Origin of the sequence: Mycobacterium sp. 852002-51057_SCH5723018, assembly GCF_001667035.1 — a bacterium.
Lineage (GTDB): Bacteria > Actinomycetota > Actinomycetes > Mycobacteriales > Mycobacteriaceae > Mycobacterium.
In genome coordinates this window covers 1-19,293 of record NZ_LZIR01000031.1, presented here as the reverse complement: position 1 = coordinate 19,293, position 19,293 = coordinate 1, and the positions used below count along the sequence as shown (strand labels likewise).

The following is a 19,293-nucleotide window of genomic DNA, read 5'->3' as shown; positions in this document are numbered from 1 at the left end:
TAAGAGACAGCCCCGTCGCGGGTGCGCAGCCGCAACGCGCTCGTCGACATCGGGGTTTGCTTGCGCTCGACGCGTTGTCCAGCGGGCACCCGATCACCCGCGTGGATGGCGGCCGCGAGCCGGTGTGGCGGATTGCGCCCGAGCACGAACACGCCGCGGCGTTCTACCGCAACTCCCTGATCCATGCGTTCTTGGAGACCTCGATCGTCGAGCTCGCGCTCGCCTACGCCAGGCGCGCTGAGGGCGACCGCGTCGAGGCGTTCTGGACCCAGGCGATGCGGCTGCGCGACCTGCTGAAGTTCGATTTCTACTTCGCCGACTCGGCGACGTTCCGCCACAACATCGCCGAAGAGATGGGGTGGCACGATAACTGGGAGGCCCACGTCACCGCCGGCGGCGAGGAGATCGACGCGATGTTGTTCGCCAAGCGTCCGTTGATGGCGCCCGCGATGCTGCGGGTGTTCTTCGAGGCGTACGGGATCGTCGCCGACGTGTTGCGCGACGCACCGGCGGATGTGGGAGCCAAGGAATTGACCGAGTTGGCGCTCGGAGTGGGCCGACAGTACGTGGCCCAGACGCGGGTGTGTAGCAGCGAATCGGTGTCGACGCTGCTGTTCGCCACCGCACGCCAGGTGGTTGCCGACCAGGACCTGATCGGGCCCGCCCCCGACCTGGCCGACAGGCGGATCGCATTCCGGCGAGAGTTGCGCGACATCCTCCACGATTTCGACCACGTCCAGCGGATCGCGCGCGACCAGTTCATCGCCCGCGAGGTCGAGGCCCGCCAGGGGCACCTGGACAGCCAAACTCTGTAGTCGAGGTCCGCGCCATACGCTGGGTGCATGACGGTGGCCCAACCCAAAGCCCGGCAGCGCGCGCCGGTCTGGGCGCCGCTGATCGGCGTCGCGCTGCTGGCGGGCTGCACCGCTGCCGCGATCGGAGCGCTGTCGCTGGCGGACGCATTGACCGCCACCGGATTGCCCGACCCGGGACCGGCGACCACCCTGGGGCTGCCGTTCGTCCGGGCGGCGGGGGAGATCGCCGCCGTATTGGCAGCCGGGTCGTTCCTGTTCGCGGCGTTCATGGTGCCGCCCCTAGCCAGCGGCGTCCTCGACGCCGGCGGGTATCGCGCGCTTCGCCTGGGGACCGTCGCCTCGGGGGTGTGGGCGGTGTGTGCGGCCCTGCTGGTCCCGCTGACGATCTCCGACGTGTCGGGTCAACCGTTGGTCGAGCACCTCAACCCGGTCAGGCTCTGGTCGTTGGCCGACCTGATCAACACGGCCTCGGCGTGGCGCTGGACCGCGATCCTGGCCGCGGTGGTGATGCTGGCGAGCTTGTCGGTGCTGCGCTGGTCCTGGACGCCGCTGCTGCTGGCCGGGTCGTTGGTGACGTTGATTCCGCTTGCGCTGACGGGTCATTCGTCGGCCGGCGGGTCCCACGACCTGGCCACCAACAGCCTGCTGATCCACCTGGTGGCCGCCAGCCTGTGGGCCGGCGGCCTGCTCGCCCTGCTTGCCCATGCGCTGCGCCGCGGCGACCACACCGGCCTCGCGACGCGGCGTTTCTCGCTCCTCGCGCTGTGGTGCTGGGTCGCGATGGCGCTCAGCGGATCGGTCAACGCCCTGGTGCGGGTGCTGCCGTCCGACCTGCTGACCACCGGCTACGGGCGGCTGGTGGTCGCCAAATTCGTCGCGCTGTGTGCGCTGGGTGTTCTGGGCTGGCGCCAACGACGATCGACAGTGCTTGCGCTGCAAGCGGATTCGGATCCCACGAAGGCGCGCGGGCTGCTGATCAGGCTGGCGCTGGTCGAGGCCGCGGTGTTCGGCCTCACCTTCGGCATCGCCGTCGGGCTGGGCCGCACCGCGCCGCCGCCGCCCACCGGCCGGCTTCCGTCCATCGCGGAGGCCGAGATCGGCTACGACTTCGACGGGCCGCCCACCGCGGCGCGCATCCTGTTTGACTGGCGCTTCGACCTGATCTTCGGCACGGCCGCGATCGTCCTCGCCGCGCTGTATGTGGCGGCGGTGGTGCGGCTGCGCCGCCGCGGCGACAGCTGGCCGCCGGGGCGGATCGTGGCCTGGCTGCTCGGCTGCCTGGCGCTGCTCTTCGTGACCTCCTCGGGCGTCGGCCGCTACATGCCGGCGATGTTCAGCATGCACATGGTGGCCCACATGGGTCTTTCGATGCTGGCGCCGATCCTGCTGGTGCTGGGCGGCCCCGTCAGCCTGGCGTTGCGGGCGCTGCCCGCCGCCGGCCGCGGCGACCCGCCGGGCATGCGGGAGTGGCTGCTGGCCGCGCTGCACAGCCGAGTGTCGCGGCTCCTGACCAACCCGGTCGTCGCGACCGCGCTGTTCGTCGCCGGGTTCTACGGGCTCTACCTGTCCAATCTCTTCGACACCACGGTGAGCAGTCACGCCGGGCACCTGGCCATGAACGTGCATTTCCTGGTCAGCGGCTACCTCTTCTATTGGGTCGTCATCGGCGTTGACCCGACGCCGCGGCCGATCCCGCCGTTGGCCAAGGTGGCCGTCGTCTTCGCGTCGTTGCCCCTGCACGCCTTCTTCGGGGTGGTCCTGATGGGCACCCGGAAGGTGCTCGGCGCCGACTACTACCGCTCGCTTGGGTTGAGCTGGCACACCGATCTGCTGGGGGATCAGCGATTGGGCGGCGGCATCGCCTGGGCGGCCGGCGAGGTGCCGCTGGTGATCGTGATGCTCGCGCTGCTGGTGCAGTGGGCGCGCAGCGACCGGCGCACCGCGCGGCGACTGGACCGCGCGGCCGACCGCGACGACGACGCCGAGCTGGCCGCCTACAACGCGATGCTGGCCGAACTGGCGCGGCGCGAAAAACCCGGGAGCGCGCAGCCTCGCTGACGAAGATGCGGCCCGACGCGGGCCTTCAGACGCCCCGGCTCTAGAAACCGTCCGGCGCGAAGGCCGGGTTGAGGATGTCGCTGTCGGCGGTGATCCCCGCTGTGGCGCCGAGCGGCATTGCTTCGAGCTGGGAGTTGGCGATGATCTCCTCGATGCAGGCTTCGGAGCCGCCGACATAGGTGCTGTCCAGGTCGATGTCGGTGGCCACGCACCACGACTGGTCGTCTGGCCACCACAAGTTAGAAGACAGGTGCCGGCCAGGGGTGGTTCCCAGTGACTGGGCGGCCGCGGCGACGGGGCCGCGAGCCAAGTGGTAGTTGCGGTTCGGTAGCTGGAACGTCGGCCGGCTCTGAAACGCCTCGTCGAGGCAACCGTGGCCGTCCCATACGGCAAACCAGCATTGCCCGGCGGTGGCGGTGTGCCTGGCCAGGGTGCGCGCCAGCCACGCGGCAACATCGGGGGGCAGCGTCCCCACCTCCGGCGCTTCGTCAAAGACGCCGGATTGCTTGGCGGGGTAGCCGGGGCTGTACCGCGACCGGTAGCCGATCAGGCGCGTGAATTGCATCTCCGGGTGCACGGTTCTGCGGTTGGCGCGGGCGATCTGTGCCCAGCGCACGGATTCCCCGCCGTCGCGGGCGGGGTGAAGCACCCGAGCGTAGGCGGCGAAGACGGCAGGAACGAGCGACCCGACGTCGACGGCAAAGGTGCGGATGTGCTCGGCCAGCCACCGTGCCGCGCGCAGGTCGTCGACGACCTCCAGCGCACCGACCGAAGCCACGTCATCCACCGTAAGCGGCGTGGCGATGCGAGCGCGCAGCCGCCGTCCTCTTCTGATCCACAGTCCCGGTTGTTTCCACAGGGGCGTCGGCGGGGACCAGTTTTGGGCCCGGATCCGTCGGTACCGCCGAGCTGAATGGCGAGCAGATAGGGCGCGGTCACCGCGCGAAGAGATAGCAACCGAGAAGGGACCCAACAATGTTCGAAACCCCGCTTACCGTGGTCGGCCACATCGTCAACAACCCCGACCGTCGACAGGTCGGCACCCAGGAGGTCATCAAGTTTCGCGTCGCCAGCAATTCCCGGCGGCGCACGGCCGACGGCGGCTGGGAGCCGGGTAACTCGCTGTTCATCAACGTCAATTGCTGGGGCAAGTTGGTCACTGGCGTGGGTGCCGCGTTGGGCAAGGGTGCACCGGTGATCGTGGTGGGCCATGTGTACACCAGCGAGTACGAGGACCGCGACGGCAACCGCCGCTCGTCGCTGGAGATGCGTGCGACCTCCGTGGGCCCCGATGTGTCCCGAGCGATTGTGCGCATCGAACGGCCGGGCTATACCGGTCCGACCGCCGGCGAGACCGCCACACCCACAGCGGATGCGTCCGACGCCGCTGGTGAGGACCCCGATGCCCATGACAGCGTCGAGACCGCCGACACGGGGCCGCTGCCGCTGACCGCTTAGCGGCGGGGCCCGGCCGCAGCGCGGTGCATAGGATGGTCCGCGAGACCAATCCGGATCAGAAAGGCATAACTGCGGCATGGCTGAGTTCATCTACACGATGAAGAAGGTCCGCAAGGCGCACGGCGACAAGGTGATCCTGGACGACGTCACGTTGAGCTTCTTCCCGGGCGCCAAGATCGGTGTCGTCGGCCCCAACGGCGCCGGAAAGTCGAGCGTCTTGCGGATTATGGCCGGTCTGGACAAGCCGAACAACGGCGACGCCTTCCTGGCCAACGACGCCACCGTCGGCATCCTGCAACAGGAGCCGCCGCTGAACGAGGAGAAGACCGTTCGCGGCAACGTGGAGGAGGGGCTCGGGGACATCAAGGTCAAGCTCGACCGCTTCAACGAGGTCGCCGAGCTGATGGCCACCGACTACTCCGACGAGCTGATGGAGGAAATGGGCCGGCTGCAGGAGGACCTCGACCACGCCGACGCGTGGGACCTCGACTCGCAGCTGGAGCAGGCGATGGACGCGCTGCGCTGCCCGCCGCCGGACGAACCGGTCACCAACCTGTCCGGCGGTGAGCGGCGCCGCGTGGCGTTGTGCAAGCTGCTGCTGTCCAAACCCGACCTGCTGCTGCTCGACGAGCCGACCAACCACCTGGACGCCGAAAGCGTGCAGTGGCTCGAACAGCACCTGGCCGCCTATGCCGGCGCGATCCTGGCGGTGACCCACGACCGGTACTTCCTCGACAACGTCGCCGAGTGGATCCTCGAGCTCGACCGTGGTCGCGCCTACCCCTACGAGGGCAACTATTCGACCTACCTGGAGAAAAAGGCCGAGCGGATTTCGGTGCAGGGCCGCAAGGACGCCAAGCTGCAGAAGCGGCTGACCGAGGAGCTGGCCTGGGTTCGGTCCGGCGCCAAGGCGCGCCAGGCCAAAAGCAAGGCCCGCCTGCAGCGCTACGAGGAGATGGCCGCCGAGGCGGAGAAGACGCGCAAGCTCGACTTCGAGGAGATCCAGATCCCGGTCGGGCCGCGGCTGGGAAACGTCGTGGTCGAGGTCGAGCATCTCGACAAGGGCTACGACGGGCGCACCCTCATTAAGGACCTGTCGTTCACCCTGCCGCGCAACGGCATCGTCGGCGTCATCGGTCCCAACGGTGTCGGCAAGACCACCCTGTTCAAGACCATCGTCGGGCTCGAGCAGCCGGACAGCGGCACGGTCAAGGTGGGGGAGACCGTCAAGCTGAGCTACGTCGACCAGAGCCGCGCCGGCATCGATCCCAAGAAGACGGTGTGGGAAGTCGTCTCGGACGGGCTGGACTACATCCACGTCGGCCAGAACGAGATCCCCTCGCGGGCCTACGTCTCGGCATTCGGATTCAAGGGTCCCGACCAGCAGAAACCCGCCGGCGTGTTGTCCGGCGGCGAGCGCAACCGGCTAAACCTGGCGCTCACGCTGAAAGAGGGCGGCAACCTGATCCTGCTCGACGAGCCGACAAACGACCTGGACGTCGAAACCCTGAGTTCGCTGGAGAACGCGCTGGAGAAGTTCCCCGGCTGTGCCGTGGTGATTTCGCACGACCGCTGGTTCCTCGACCGTACCTGCACGCACATCCTGTCTTGGGAAGGCGACGAGGACAACGAGGCCAAATGGTTCTGGTTCGAGGGCAACTTCGGCGCCTACGAGGAGAACAAGGTGGAACGGCTCGGCGCGGAAGCCGCCAGGCCGCACCGGGTGACCCACCGCAAGCTGACGCGCGACTAATGTCAGCTCTGCCCCGCGACGACGCGGCCCGGGCCGCCGCCGAGGACCGGGGCGACAGAGCGCAGTTGCGTCCGTCGTTAGTTGGGAGCAAACGGCATGACGATCGATCCCGGGGCTAAGCAGGATCTCAAGCCGTGGACCAGCTTCACCAAAACCGAAGACATCCCCGACTGGATCGCCAACGCCTACATCGAGAGCTATCGCGGCCCCCGGGGCGACGAACCGGGAGCCGCCGAAACCGCTCCCGTTGACCCCGCGGCCATGGTGACGCCAGCCATGCTGCGCGCCCACTATCGACTCGGCCAGTGCCGACCGGAGACCGGAAGCTGCGTGTGTGTCCACCCGGCAGACGATCCCGCAGGATTCGGGCCCTCCCTGCAGGTGGTCACCCATCACGGCAGCATGCTGCTGGATTCCGTGACGGTGTTGCTGCACCGGCTCGGGGTCGCCTACGCCGGCATCATGAACCCGGTGTTCGACGTGCGCCGCAGCCCGACCGGGGACCTGCTCAGCGTCGAGCCCAAAGCGCCCGGCGCGTCGCAATACGACGGCGAGGCCTGGATATACGTGCCGCTGTCGCCCTCGGTGGACAGCAAGGTGCTCACCGAGGTCGAGCAGCTGCTGCCCAAGGTCCTCACCGACGTCGAACAGGTCGCCACCGACGCCGCGACGCTGATCACCACCCTGAGCGAGGTGGCCGCGGCCGTCGACGCCAATTCCGACAACCGCTTTTCGGCGCCGGATCGCGAGGATGTCGCCGAGCTGCTGCGCTGGCTGGGTAACGGGAACTTCCTGCTGCTGGGCTACCAGCACTGCCGGGTGCACGACGGCCTCGTGTCCGCCGACGGGGCAACGGGTCTCGGCGTCCTGCGCACACGCACCGGTTCCCGGCCCCGGTTGACCGACGACGACCACCTCCTGGTCCTTGCCCAGTCGGTCGTCGGCAGCTACCTGCGCTACGGCGCCTACCCGTACGCGATCGCGGTGCGCGAATACGCCGGGGACGACGTCATCGAGCACCGCTTCGTCGGGCTCTTCACCGTCGCCGCCATGAACGCCGACGTACTGGAAATCCCGATGATCTCGCGGCGGGTCCGCGAGGCGCTCGCGATGGCCGACGGCGATCCCATCCACCCGGGCCAGCTGCTGCTCGACGTCATCCAGACCGTGCCGCGCTCGGAGCTGTTCACCCTGAGCGCCGAACGGCTTTTGGCGATGGCCAAAGCGGTGCTGGACCTGGGATCCCAACAGCGCGCGTTGTTGTTCCTGCGCGCCGACCGCCTGCAGTACTTCGTCTCGTGCCTGGTCTATGTGCCGCGCGACCGCTACACCACGGCGGTGCGGCTGCAGATCGAAGATATTCTGGTGCGCGAATTCGGCGGGACGCGGCTCGAATTCACCGCGCGTGTCAGCGAATCACCTTGGGCGCTCATGCATTTCATGGTCCGGCTGCCCTCGGACAAGCCCGCCGCCGCGGCGCCGGTCGACATCTCGGAAGCCAACCGGGTCCGGATCCAGGGCATGCTGAGTGAGGCCGCGCGGACCTGGGGTGACCGCCTGATCGCCGCCGCGGCAAACCTCACCGACGGCACTGTCGACCACGCCGACGCCGAGCATTACGCCACCGCCTTCTCCGAGGTCTACAAGCAGGCCATCACGCCCACCGACGCCATCGACCACATCGCGATCATCAAAGAGCTGTCCGATGATTCGGTGAAATTGGTGTTCTCGGCCCGCGGTGACGATGGGGCCGCCCAGCTGACCTGGTTCTTGGGCGGGCACACCGCGTCGTTGAGCCAGCTGCTACCCATGCTGCAAAGCATGGGCGTCGTCGTGCTCGAGGAGCGGCCCTTCAGCGTCACCCGCGCGGACGGGTTGCCGGTGTGGATCTACCAATTCAAGATCCAACCCCACCCGACGATCCGTCTCGAGTCGACGACGGCCGAAACCGACTCCACCGCAGAGCGATTCGCCGACGCGGTCACCGCGATCTGGCAGGGCCGCGCCGAGATCGACCGGTTCAACGAGCTGGTGCTGCGCGCGCGACTGACCTGGCAGCAGGTGGTACTCCTGCGCGCCTACGCGAAATACCTACGGCAGGCGGGTTTTCCGTACAGCCAGTCCCACATCGAATCCGTGCTCAACGAACACCCCTCGACGGTGCGCTCACTGGTCACGTTGTTCGAAGCGCTATTCGACCCCAGGGCATCGGGGTCGCCGACCGGTCGCGACGCGCAAGCGGCCGCCGCGGCGGTCGCCGCGGACATCGACGCCCTGGTGAGCCTGGACACCGACCGCATCCTGCGTGCGTTCGCGTCGCTGGTGCAGGCCACCCTGCGCACCAATTACTTTGTGACGCGGGAGGGTTCGGCCCGGGCCCGTGACGCGTTGGCGCTCAAGCTGGACGCCCAGCTGATCGACGAGCTTCCGCTGCCGCGCCCCAAGTTCGAAATCTTCGTGTACTCGCCGCGCGTGGAGGGCGTGCACCTGCGCTTCGGCCCGGTGGCGCGCGGCGGGCTGCGCTGGTCCGACCGTCGCGACGACTTCCGCACCGAAATCCTGGGCCTGGTCAAGGCGCAAGCGGTGAAGAACGCCGTCATCGTGCCCGTCGGCGCCAAAGGCGGGTTCGTCGTCAAACGACCGCCGCTGCCGTCCGGTGAGGCCGCCGCCGACCGCGACGCCAGCCGCGCCGAAGGCATCGCCTGCTATCAGCTCTTCATCTCCGGGCTCCTCGACGTCACCGACAACGTCGACCACGCGACCAAAAAAGTCAGCCCGCCGCCGCAGGTGATACGCCGCGACGGCGACGACGCCTACCTGGTGGTGGCCGCCGACAAGGGCACCGCCACGTTCTCCGACATCGCCAACGACGTCGCCAAGTCCTACGGGTTCTGGCTGGGTGATGCGTTCGCCTCCGGCGGATCGGTGGGCTACGACCACAAGGCCATGGGTATCACCGCCAAGGGCGCGTGGGAGGCCGTCAAGCGCCACTTCCGGGAGATGGGCGTCGACACTCAGGCCGAGGACTTCACCGTCGTCGGCATCGGCGACATGAGCGGTGACGTGTTCGGCAACGGAATGCTGCTGAGCAAGCACATCAGGCTGATCGCCGCGTTCGATCACCGCCACATCTTCCTCGACCCCGACCCCGACGCCGCGGTCTCGTGGCAGGAGCGCCGGCGGATGTTCGACCTGCCGCGGTCGAGCTGGGGCGACTACGACAAGTCGTTGATCAGCGAGGGCGGCGGGGTGTACAGCCGCGAGCACAAGGCCATCCCGGTCAGCCCGCAGGTACGCGACGCCCTCGGCGTCGACGGTGACGTCGAAGAACTGGCCCCACCCGACCTCATCAAGGCGATCCTGCAGGCGCCGGTCGACCTGCTGTTCAACGGCGGCATCGGCACCTACATCAAGGCCGAATCCGAGTCCGACGCCGATGTCGGCGATCGCGCCAACGACCCGGTGCGGGTCAACGCAAACCAGGTGCGCGCCAAGGTGATCGGCGAAGGCGGCAACCTCGGGGTGACCGCGTTGGGCCGGGTCGAGTTCGACCTGGCGGGCGGGCGGATCAACACCGACGCGATGGACAACTCCGCCGGCGTGGACTGTTCCGACCACGAGGTCAACATCAAGATCCTGATCGACTCTCTGGTCACCGCCGGCAAGGTCGAGGCCAACGAGCGCAAAGAGCTGCTGGAGTCGATGACCGACGAGGTCGCCCAACTGGTGCTCACCGACAACGAGGACCAAAACGACCTGATCGGCACCAGCCGCGCCAACGCCGCCAGCCTGCTGCCGGTGCACGCGATGCAGATCAAGTACCTGGAGGGACGCGGGGTCAACCGGGAGTTGGAAGCGCTGCCGTCCGAGAAGGAGATTCACCGGCGCACCGAGGTCGGCATGGGGCTCACCTCGCCGGAGCTGTGCACGCTGATGGCGCACGTCAAGCTCGCGCTCAAAGAGGACATGCTGACCACCGAGCTGCCCGAGCAGGACGTCTTCGCATCCCGCTTGCCGCAATACTTTCCGAGGCCGCTGCGCGAACGATTCACCCCGGAGATCCGGGGACACCAGCTGCGCCGCGAAATCGTCACCACCATGTTGGTCAACGATCTGGTGGACACCGCGGGCATCAGCTATGCCTTCCGGATCACCGAGGACGTCGGTGTGGGGCCGATCGACGCGATCCGCACCTACATGGCCACCGACGCCATCTTCGGTGTCGGCCACATCTGGCGGCGCATCCGCGCGGCGAATCTGCCTGTCGCCCTGTCGGACCGGCTGACGCTGGACACCCGGCGGCTGATCGACCGCGCCGGACGCTGGCTGCTCAACTACCGCCCGCAGCCGTTGGCCGTCGGCGCCGAGATCAACCGATTCGCCGCCAAGGTCAAAGACCTGTCGCCGCGAATGTCGGAGTGGTTGCGCGGCGACGACAAGGCCATCGTGGACAAGGAAGCCGCGGAATTCACGTCACTGGGCGCGCCGAGGGACCTCGCCTACCGGGTCGCGGTCGGGCTGTATCGCTTCAGCCTGCTCGACATCATCGACATCGCCGACATCACCGAGATCGACCCCGCCGAGGTGGCCGACACCTACTTCGCCCTGATGGACCGGCTGGGCACCGACGGCTTGTTGACCGCGATCTCCGAGCTGCCCCGCAACGACCGCTGGCACTCGTTGGCGCGCTTGGCGATTCGCGACGACATCTACGCCTCGCTGCGTTCGCTGTGCTTCGACGTGTTAGCGGTCGGGGAGCCCGACGAAAGCGGTGAGGAAAAGATCGCCGAGTGGGAACACATCAGCGCGTCACGGGTGGAGCGCGCGCGCCGCACGCTCACCGAGATCCACGAAAGTGGCGCCAAGGACCTCGCGACGCTGTCGGTGGCCGCGCGGCAGATCCGCCGCATGACCCGCACCAGCGGAAGGGGCTCGTCGAGTTGAGCGTGGGCTTCGTCGCGCCAGTGCCGGTGCGCTGGTCCGACATCGACATGTACCAGCACGTCAACCACGCCACCATGGTCACGATTCTCGAAGAGGCGCGGGTGCCGTTCCTCTCCGAACCGTTCGCCGCCGACACCACCACCATCGGGTTGCTGATCGCCGACGTCCGCGTGACGTACAAAGGCCAACTGCGGCTGGCCGATTCGCCGCTGCAGGTGACCATCTGGACCAAGCGGCTGCGGGCCGTCGACTTCACGCTGGGCTACGAGGTGCGGTCGGTGAACGCCGATCCGCGGTCCAAGCCCGCCGTCGTAGCCGAGTCGCAGCTGGCCGCGGTCCACATCGAGGAGCAGCGTCTGGTACGCCTCTCGCCGCATCACCGGGAGTATCTGCAGCGGTGGCTTCGGGACTAGGGGCGGGGAACGGCGGGCCGGCCGAGCGCGGGCTGTGGCTCGGTGATGCCGCCCACCGCGGGGATCTCGCCACGTTCGTCGACCACGCGCGGCGGCTGGACGACGCCGCGGTCATCCGGCTGCGCGCGCGCTCGGCCGGGCTGCTGACCGCTTGGGTCGCAACGGGTTTCGATGTGCTGGCCAGCCGCGTGGTGGTCGGCAGGGTGCGACCCGACGACTTGTCGGTGGGCGCGGACGCCCTGGCGCGCGGCCTGTCGTCGATCGACGCGTCGGGCTACGTCGATCCCGGCTTCGCGATGGACTCCGCCTGGCGGGGGGCATTGCCGCCGGAATCGGGCTTCACCCATCTCGACGACGTGCCGGCCGGGGTGATGCTCGACCTTGCGCAGCGCGGCGCCCAGCTCGCCAAGGATCACGGCAGTGCCTACGGTCCGCCGGCCTCGCTGCTCGATCAGGAGGTCATTCGGGTCAGTTCGGCCGACGTCAGCGTGGGCGTCCCGATGCGCTGCGTATTCGCCTTGACCGCAATGGGTTTCCTGCCGCAGACACCCGTCGGCCCCGACGAGCTGGTCCGGGTCCGGATACTGCCCAGTTGGCTGCGCGTCGACGCCAGATTCGGTTCGGTGTACCGACGCCGCGGTCACCCGGCGTTGGTATTGCGTTAAAAGCGCTCAGGCCAGCCATGCCGCCGCGTCCGGGGGCAACTTGTCGCCCACCAACGGCACGCTGGCAAGGATCAGCTCCCCGGGCGGCAGCGCCATCGGGCGCCGGCCCGCGTTCAGCGCACACACCAGGCCGCCGGGACGCTGGAATATCAGCGCGTCGCGCGAGGCGGTCTGCCACTTGAGGCCGGCGCCAACGAATTCGCTTCGCTCCCTGCGCAATTGGATGGCGCGGCGGAAGAACGACAGCATCGAGTCTGGGTCGGCACGCTGCTTTTCGACGGTCAGCGGCGCCCAGTCCGCCGGCATGGGCAACCAGGTGTCGGGGTTCGTGGAGAACCCGAACGGCGGCGTGTCGCCCGACCACGGAAGCGGAACCCGGCACTTGTCGCGGCCGCGTTCGGTGTGTCCCGAGCGTTCCCACGTCGGATCCTGCAGCACCTCGTCGGGCAGGTCCAACACGTCGGGCAGGCCCAGCTCCTCGCCGTTGTAGACGAACACCGCGCCCGGCAGGGCGAGCATCACCATGGCCATGGCGCGCGCCCGGCGCAGCCCGGCCTCGCCGCCGCCGTAGCGGGTGACCTCGCGGCCCACGTCGTGATTGGACAGCGTCCAGGTCGGAACGGCGTTTTCGATCGCGGTGGCCTCGAGTGAATTCTGGATCGCGTCGTGGATTTCGGTGGCGTCGAAGTCGATCTTGGTGAGTCGAAAATTGAAGCCGAGATGCAGCTCGTCGGGCCGCAGATACTCCGCCCAGAGCAGGTTGTCCATGACCCACACCTCGCCGATGGTCACCGCCCCGGGATACTCGTCGACGATCTTGCGGATCCCGCGGTGAATTTCGTGCACGCTCGGGTTGTTGAAGCGCGGGTCGTCGTCGCTGTGGGACAACACCTTGACGTCGTCCTTCGCGTCGGGCAGGCCGGGCGCCTTGGCCATCCCGTGCGCCACGTCGATGCGGAAGCCGTCCACGCCGCGTTCCAGCCAGAAGCGCAGCGTCTTCTCGAAGTCGTCGAAGACCTCGGGGTTCTCCCAGTTCAGGTCCGGCTGCTCGGTGTCGAACAGATGCAGGTAGTACTGACCGGGATTGCCGTCCGGTTCCACCACCCGCGTCCAGGCCGACCCACCGAACACCGACGTCCAGTTGTTCGGCGGCAGCGCCCCGTCGGCACCGCGACCGTCGCGAAACCAATACCGCTCCCGGGCGTCGGTGCCCGGCCCGGCGGCCAGCGCCGCTTGGAACCACGGGTGCGCCGAGCTGGTGTGGTTGGGCACCACGTCCATGGTGATCTTGATGCCCCGCTCGTGCGCCGCCGCGATCAGCCGTTCGATCGCCGGCATCCCGCCGAACAGCGGGTCGATATCCCGCGGATCGGCGACGTCGTAGCCGTGGTCGGCCATCGGCGAGACGGTGACCGGGCTGAGCCAGATGGCGTCGACGCCCAGGTAATGCAGGTGGTCCAACCGCGCGGCCAGCCCGTCGATGTCACCGACCCCGTCGCCGTTGCTGTCGGCGAACGACCGTGGATAGACCTGATAAAAGACCGCGCTTGACCACCACGGCTCGGGGCTCATATCGCTCCGTTCGGTTCCTTGTTGGGTATCAGAATGTGGAATTGACCAGGGAGTGGGCGGCCATTTCCAGGTAGTCGAGCAGCTCGCGGCGGTGCTCGTCGTCGAGGGTCTGCGAGTCGATGGAGGCCACGGCGGTGTGCATGCACCGCAGCCAGGCGTCCCGCTCGATCGGGGTGATCCGGAAGGGGACGTGGCGCATCCGCAGCCGCGGGTGCCCGCGCCGCTCGGAGTAGGTCCGCGGGCCGCCCCAGTACTGCTCGAGGAACATGCGCAGTCGCTCTTCGGCGCCCGCCAGGTCGTCCGCGGGGTACAGCTCCCGCAGTATCTCGTCCTCGGGTACCTGCGCGTAGAAGCGCGAGACGATTGCATGGAATGTCTCGGCACCGCCGACGGCGTCGTAGAAGGACTGTGGCTGGGAATCCATCGCTTCCATTGTGGTGCATCGCGGCTTTCGCCACCGGAGCCGGGGCGCGGGCCCTCCGGCTGTTCACCGGTTTGACACGGGGCGCACCAGCAATGAGGGTGCGTTTGGCGGCGAATCATGGTGGACTTATCCGCGGAGGATTTATGGCGCATGGCAAGAGACGCCGCAGCCACCGCAGTTCCGGTGCCGCGGCAGGGTTAACCGGGCCCCCAACCGCGTCATCCCTGCATAGCGTCGACACCCATCCGCCCACCCGCCACGAGGGCGCGTCGATCTGGAGTCGCCGGCGGGTGCTGCTGCTGAATTCCACCTACGAACCGCTGACCGCGCTGCCGATGCGGCGAGCCATCGTCATGGTGATCTGCGGCAAGGCCGACGTGGTGCACCACGACCCGGCCGGGCCGGTGATCCACTCGGCGACCAGCTCGATCGTGGTGCCGTCGGTGATCCAGCTGCGGACCTACGTCCGGGTTCCCTACCGCGCCCGCGTCCCGATGACCCGCGCCGCGCTCATGCACCGCGACCGTTTCAGCTGCGCCTACTGCGGGGCGAAGGCCGACACCGTCGACCACGTGGTGCCACGCAGCCGCGGCGGCGACCACTCCTGGGAAAACTGCGTCGCCTGCTGTTCCCCCTGCAACCACCGCAAGGGCGACAAGCTGCTGGCCGAACTGGGCTGGGCCCTGCGCCGGGCGCCGCTGCCGCCGACCGGACAGCACTGGCGGCTGCTGTCGACGGTCAAGGAACTCGACCCGGTGTGGGCCCGATACCTCGGCGAGGGCGCGGCCTAGGTTCGATTGCCCAGCTCCTCCTCGCCCGTTCCAGGCCGCATCGTCGCAGGGCGGGTCTCGCTTCCTGTGTCCTGGTGTGCCGCTGGATGACCGGTGGGATACGGTTTGCCTCGTGAGCCTTCTGGAGATTCACCTCTACTTCATCGGAATCCCGCTGTTGCTGGTGGTCGTGCTGTCGGCGCTGATCTGGTCGCGCAAGGGACCGCACCCGGCGACCTACGAATTGTCGGAAACCTGGACGCATCCGCCGATCCTGTGGGCCGCCACCGACGAAGACGTTGGGCGCGCGCATGGCGGGCATGGGACGTCAGAGTTCTCAGTGGGAGGTGGCGCCAGTGGCACGTGGTGAGCTAGCGACGATCGAGCGCAGCGAGCTGCCCAAGGGCTCGGTGATCACCACCAGCGGGCGGATCTCGGGGGTCACCGAGCCCGGCGATCTGTCCGTGCACTATCCCTTCCCGATCAAGGACCTGGTCGCCATCGACGACGCGCTGAAGTACGGCTCGCGGGCGTCCCGGGCGCGGTTCGCCATTTACCTCGGCGACCTGGGCAGCGACACCGCCGCGCGGGCGCGTGAGATCCTGGCCAAGGTGCCGACGCCGGACAACGCGGTATTGCTCGCCGTCTCGCCCGTCCAGCACGTCATCGAGGTGGTCTACGGCTCGCACGTGCGGGGCCGCGGCGCCGAGTCGGCCGCCCCGCTGGGGGTGGCCGCCGCCGCGTCGGCGTTCGAGCAGGGCCACCTGGTCGACGGCCTGGTCAGCGCGATCCGCGTGCTCAGCTCCGGGATCTCCCCGCCGTAGTCTGAGCTCCTGCCCCAAGCTCGCGAGCGTGCGCAGAATGCCGGCTAACGCGGCGTGTCACTGCACAAACACGCACGCTCGCGCCTCGGTCAGGACGCGTCGAACTTGCGGGCGCGCAACGCCCGCTTCACCCCGGCCTGGCCCTCCAGCACCAGGCGGCGCAAGGCTGGCGGAATCTCCGGGTCGCTCAGAAACTCATCGGCGGCCGCGATGCCGGATTCGCTGATGTCGGTGTGCGGATACAGGCCGATCACCACCGTTTGGGCGACCTCGCTGGACCGCCGCTCCCAGACCCCGGATATCGCCTGGAAGTAGCGCGCGGTGAAGGGCTTGAGCAACTCGGCCTGCCCCGGCGCCCCGATGCCCGCGATGATCGCGCGGGCTGTGATGTTGGGCAGGGTGTCATCCTCGACCACCGTGGTCCAGGCCTGCTCCTTGACACGCGACTGCGGGCGCGCCGCGGCCGCCTGGGCGCCGTGTCGCTTACCGGCGGCGGTCGGGTCGCGCTGCACTTCGGCGTCGATGAAGGGCGTCTCGGGACCCTCGGCGTCGATCTCGCCGGCGGTGGCCAGCGCGGTCACGATCCGCCAGCGCAGGTCGGTGTCGATCTCGAGGCCGGGCACACCCAGGTCGGCGGGGTCGTGGTCAAGGAGGTCCGCCAGCGTCACGACGTGCCGGGTCGACAGCACCGACGAGCACAGCGCGTTGACGAAGGCCAACTGGTGATCCGATCCGGGGGGGGCGGCGCGCGCCAATTCCAGCATCCGGTCGGCAAATTGGGGCCAGCCGTGCCCACGGGCCCAGCCCTGCTCGGCGTAGGAGGTCAGCGCCGTCTGGGCCTGCAGCAAGAGCCGTTGTGCCACCCCGACCTCGGTTTCGGCTTGCACGCCGCCGGCGACCAGCGCCACGAAGTCGCGGGCCCGCAGTTCGGCCTCACGGGTCATCTCCCAGGCCGCCGACCACACCAGCGTGCGCGGCAGCGGCTCGGCGATGTCGGCGATGCGCTCCAGCGCCGTCCGCAGCGACTCGGGGTCCAGCCGCAGCGAACAATAGGTCAGGTCGTCATCGTTGACCAGGATCAGCTTTCCGCGTGAAACGCCCACCAGCGCAGGGACTTCCGTCTCCGGACCCTCGACGTCGAGTTCCTCCCGGTGCACCCGCACCAGCTTGCCGGCCCGGTCGGAAACATCCAGGTCGTAGATTCCCACCGCCAGCCGGTGCACCCGGGTCTCACCGGCGCCCGGCGCCGCGCCGCTCTGCGTCACCGCGAACCGGGTGAACTTGCCGTCGGCGTCGACATCGAATTCCGGCCGAAGCGTGTTCAGCCCAGTGGTTTTCAGCCACTGGGCACCCCACGTGGACAGGTCGCGGCCGGACGCCTTCTCGAGCGCGGCAAGCAGGTCGTCGAACGTGGCATTGGCGTAGGCGTAGGCGCGGAAGTAATCGCGCAGTCCGGCCAGGAACTGCTCCAACCCGACGTAGGCGACGAGCTGCTTGAGCACCGAGGCGCCTTTGGCGTAGGTGATGCCGTCGAAGTTCACCTCGACGGCGGCCAGGTCGGGGATGTCGGCGGCGATCGGGTGCGTGGACGGCAACTGGTCCTGGCGGTAGGCCCAGGACTTCTCGACGTTGGCGAACGTCGTCCACGCCTCGGTGAATTCCGTTGCCGCGCTGAGGCACAACACCGACGCGAAGGTCGCAAACGACTCGTTGAGCCACAAGTCGTCCCACCACGTCATGGTGACCAGGTCCCCGAACCACATGTGCGCCATCTCGTGCAGCACGGTCTCGGCGCGCCGCTCGTAGGAGGCCCGGGTGACCTTGCTGCGGAACACGTAATCCTCGAGGAACGTCACCGCGCCGGCGTTTTCCATTGCGCCGGCGTTGAACTCGGGGACGAACAGCTGGTCATACTTGCCGAACGCGTAGGGCAGGCCAAAGTTCTTGTGATAGAAGCCAAATCCCTGCTTGGTCTCGGTGAACAACCGGTCGGCGTCCATGTGCTGGGCCAGCGACGCCCGGCAGTAGATGGCCAGCGGGATCTCGCCATGTTCGTCGACGTAGCAGTCCTTCCACCGGGCGTACGGGCCGGCGATCAACGCGACCAGGTACGTGCTCATCCTCGGGGTGGTGGCAAAGGTGTGCACGCCGGCACCGTCCGTCTCCTCGATCGACACCGTCGCGGCGTTGGAGATCACCTTCCAGTGCGCGGGTGCGACCACCCGCACGTCGAACGTCGCCTTGAGATCGGGTTGGTCGAAGCAGGCGAACATCCGCTTGGCGTCGGCGGTTTCGAATTGGGAGTACAGATACGTCTCGTCGTCCACCGGGTCGACGAAGCGATGCAACCCCTCGCCGGTGTTGGAGTAGCGGCAGTCGGCGTCGACGACGACGACGTTGCGTTTGTCGAGTCCGCGCAGCGGGATGCCGATCGACTCGTCGTACCCCGAAACATCCAGGGCGCGCCCGTTCAGCGTGGCGCCGCGAACGGTGTCGGCGGCGATATCGATGACCGTGTCGGCGCCGGGCAGCGCGTCGAACACCACGGTGGTGGTGGACCGGAAGGTGCGCTCGCCGGGCGCGCCGCCGATGTCCGAGCCGTCGGTCACGTCCAGGCTGATCTGGTAGTTCTCGACGGTGATCAAGGCGGCGCGTTCGACGGCCTGGTCCCGGGTGAGGTTTGGAAGGGCCACGCGTCCAACTTAAACGTGTCGGTGAACGTGAGGTAACCCGTGCGGCGGGGCGGGAACACGCGCCCGCTGACTACGGTTGTGCTGAACGGTGTTCTGACCGTCCCTAACTCTGCAGGAGAGGACCGCTGCGATGTCCGAGAAGGCGCTCACGAAAAACCAAGCCGACTTCTGGTTCGACCCGCTGTGCCCGTGGTGTTGGATCACGTCGCGCTGGATCCTCGAAGTGGAGAAGGTCCGCGATATCGAAGTGCACTTCCACGTCATGAGCCTGGCGATACTCAACGAAAACCGCGAAGGCTTGCCCGACAAGTATCGGGAGATGATGAAGCACGCGTGGGGGCCGGTGCGGGTGGCGATCGCCGCCGAGCAGGCCCACGGAGCCGGCGTCCTGAGCCCGCTCTACACCGCGATGGGCACCCGGATTCACAACGAGGACAACAAGGACCTCGAGGAGGTCATCAAGCTGTCCCTGGCCGACGCCGGCCTGCCGGCCGAGCTCGCCGAGGCCGCGCACAGTGACGCCTACGACGACGCGCTGCGTAAGAGTCACCACGCCGGGATGGACGCCGTCGGTGACGACGTCGGCACGCCGACCATCCACGTCAACGGGGTGGCGTTCTTCGGGCCGGTGCTCTCGAAGATCCCGCGTGGCGAGGAGGCCGGCAAGCTTTGGGACGCCTCGGTGACCTTCGCGTCCTACCCGCACTTCTTCGAACTCAAGCGGACGCGCACCGAGAAGCCCGAATTCGACTAGGTCATTCGGCGGCGACCCGCCGCGCCCGGCTTCGCCGCGCGCGCGAGCGCGGCGGTGCGGGGGCACGTCGCTGTGCAAGGATTGCGGGCATGCGCGTCTACCTCGGCTCTGACCACGCCGGATTCGAGCTCAAGCACCCGCACATAGAGC

General features: G+C 68.1%; 14 protein-coding genes and 1 pseudogene. 11 read left to right on the top strand and 4 right to left on the bottom strand.

Going from position 1 to position 19,293, the window contains the following annotated elements; all coding sequences use genetic code 11:
- Nucleotides 1-815, top strand: a pseudogene (locus tag A5764_RS08250) (glycerol-3-phosphate acyltransferase); the annotation flags it as partial.
- 27 nt (nt 816-842) lie between these two features.
- Nucleotides 843-2,873, top strand: coding sequence for a cytochrome c oxidase assembly protein (locus tag A5764_RS08245; protein WP_067111423.1), 2,031 nt, complete (start codon nt 843-845; stop codon nt 2,871-2,873).
- Nucleotides 2,874-2,913: 40 nt separating this feature from the next.
- Here the strand turns inward: A5764_RS08245 and A5764_RS08240 are convergent, their stop codons facing one another.
- The gene (locus A5764_RS08240; RefSeq protein WP_067111431.1) at nt 2,914-3,651 is read right to left on the bottom strand and encodes a hypothetical protein; all 738 of its coding nucleotides are present in this window, start codon (nt 3,649-3,651) and stop codon (nt 2,914-2,916) included.
- Nucleotides 3,652-3,848: 197 nt separating this feature from the next.
- Between A5764_RS08240 and A5764_RS08235 the strand changes: the two genes are divergently transcribed.
- The 5 genes from A5764_RS08235 to A5764_RS08215 all read left to right on the top strand — a co-directional run bounded on the left by A5764_RS08235 (nt 3,849) and on the right by A5764_RS08215 (nt 12,106).
- Nucleotides 3,849-4,331, top strand: coding sequence for a single-stranded DNA-binding protein (locus A5764_RS08235; protein WP_067111420.1), 483 nt, complete (start codon nt 3,849-3,851; stop codon nt 4,329-4,331).
- Nucleotides 4,332-4,407: 76 nt separating this feature from the next.
- Nucleotides 4,408-6,084, top strand: coding sequence for an energy-dependent translational throttle protein EttA (gene ettA / locus A5764_RS08230; protein WP_067111417.1), 1,677 nt, complete (start codon nt 4,408-4,410; stop codon nt 6,082-6,084).
- A gap of 96 nt (nt 6,085-6,180) precedes the next feature.
- A complete protein-coding gene (locus A5764_RS08225; RefSeq protein ID WP_067111414.1) occupies nt 6,181-11,028 on the top strand; it encodes an NAD-glutamate dehydrogenase in 4,848 nt (1,615 codons plus the stop codon).
- Nucleotides 11,025-11,441: a thioesterase family protein gene (locus A5764_RS08220; protein WP_067111411.1), complete on the top strand. Its 417-nt coding sequence runs from the start codon at nt 11,025-11,027 to the stop codon at nt 11,439-11,441. The genes A5764_RS08225 and A5764_RS08220 overlap by 4 nt, the downstream gene beginning before the upstream one ends.
- A complete protein-coding gene (locus tag A5764_RS08215) occupies nt 11,426-12,106 on the top strand; it encodes a hypothetical protein (RefSeq protein WP_067111408.1) in 681 nt (226 codons plus the stop codon). The genes A5764_RS08220 and A5764_RS08215 overlap by 16 nt, the downstream gene beginning before the upstream one ends.
- Before the next feature lie 6 nt (nt 12,107-12,112).
- Here the strand turns inward: A5764_RS08215 and A5764_RS08210 are convergent, their stop codons facing one another.
- Both A5764_RS08210 and A5764_RS08205 read right to left on the bottom strand, forming a co-directional pair.
- The gene (locus A5764_RS08210; protein WP_067111405.1) at nt 12,113-13,678 is read right to left on the bottom strand and encodes a glycoside hydrolase family 13 protein; all 1,566 of its coding nucleotides are present in this window, start codon (nt 13,676-13,678) and stop codon (nt 12,113-12,115) included.
- A gap of 28 nt (nt 13,679-13,706) precedes the next feature.
- The gene (locus tag A5764_RS08205; RefSeq protein ID WP_067111428.1) at nt 13,707-14,102 is read right to left on the bottom strand and encodes a globin; all 396 of its coding nucleotides are present in this window, start codon (nt 14,100-14,102) and stop codon (nt 13,707-13,709) included.
- A gap of 143 nt (nt 14,103-14,245) precedes the next feature.
- Here A5764_RS08205 and A5764_RS08200 point away from each other — a divergent pair, with 143 nt between their 5' ends.
- The 3 genes from A5764_RS08200 (at nt 14,246) to A5764_RS08190 (ending at nt 15,696) form a co-directional block, all read left to right on the top strand.
- Nucleotides 14,246-14,893 carry an HNH endonuclease gene (locus A5764_RS08200; RefSeq protein WP_067111402.1) on the top strand — a complete coding sequence of 216 codons (648 nt, stop codon included), beginning with the start codon at nt 14,246-14,248 and terminating at the stop codon, nt 14,891-14,893.
- 121 nt (nt 14,894-15,014) lie between these two features.
- Nucleotides 15,015-15,242 carry a hypothetical protein gene (locus A5764_RS08195; protein WP_067111425.1) on the top strand — a complete coding sequence of 76 codons (228 nt, stop codon included), beginning with the start codon at nt 15,015-15,017 and terminating at the stop codon, nt 15,240-15,242.
- Nucleotides 15,229-15,696: a DUF5130 domain-containing protein gene (locus tag A5764_RS08190; protein WP_067111399.1), complete on the top strand. Its 468-nt coding sequence runs from the start codon at nt 15,229-15,231 to the stop codon at nt 15,694-15,696. The genes A5764_RS08195 and A5764_RS08190 overlap by 14 nt, the downstream gene beginning before the upstream one ends.
- Nucleotides 15,697-15,785: 89 nt before the next feature.
- On the opposite strand, the gene pepN is transcribed toward A5764_RS08190, so the two are convergent.
- A complete protein-coding gene (pepN, locus tag A5764_RS08185) occupies nt 15,786-18,389 on the bottom strand; it encodes an aminopeptidase N (RefSeq protein ID WP_067111387.1) in 2,604 nt (867 codons plus the stop codon).
- 130 nt (nt 18,390-18,519) lie between these two features.
- On the opposite strand from pepN, the gene A5764_RS08180 reads away from it, so the two are divergent.
- Nucleotides 18,520-19,143 carry an Rv2466c family mycothiol-dependent reductase gene (locus A5764_RS08180; RefSeq protein WP_067111384.1) on the top strand — a complete coding sequence of 208 codons (624 nt, stop codon included), beginning with the start codon at nt 18,520-18,522 and terminating at the stop codon, nt 19,141-19,143.
- Nucleotides 19,144-19,293 lie beyond the last annotated feature (150 nt).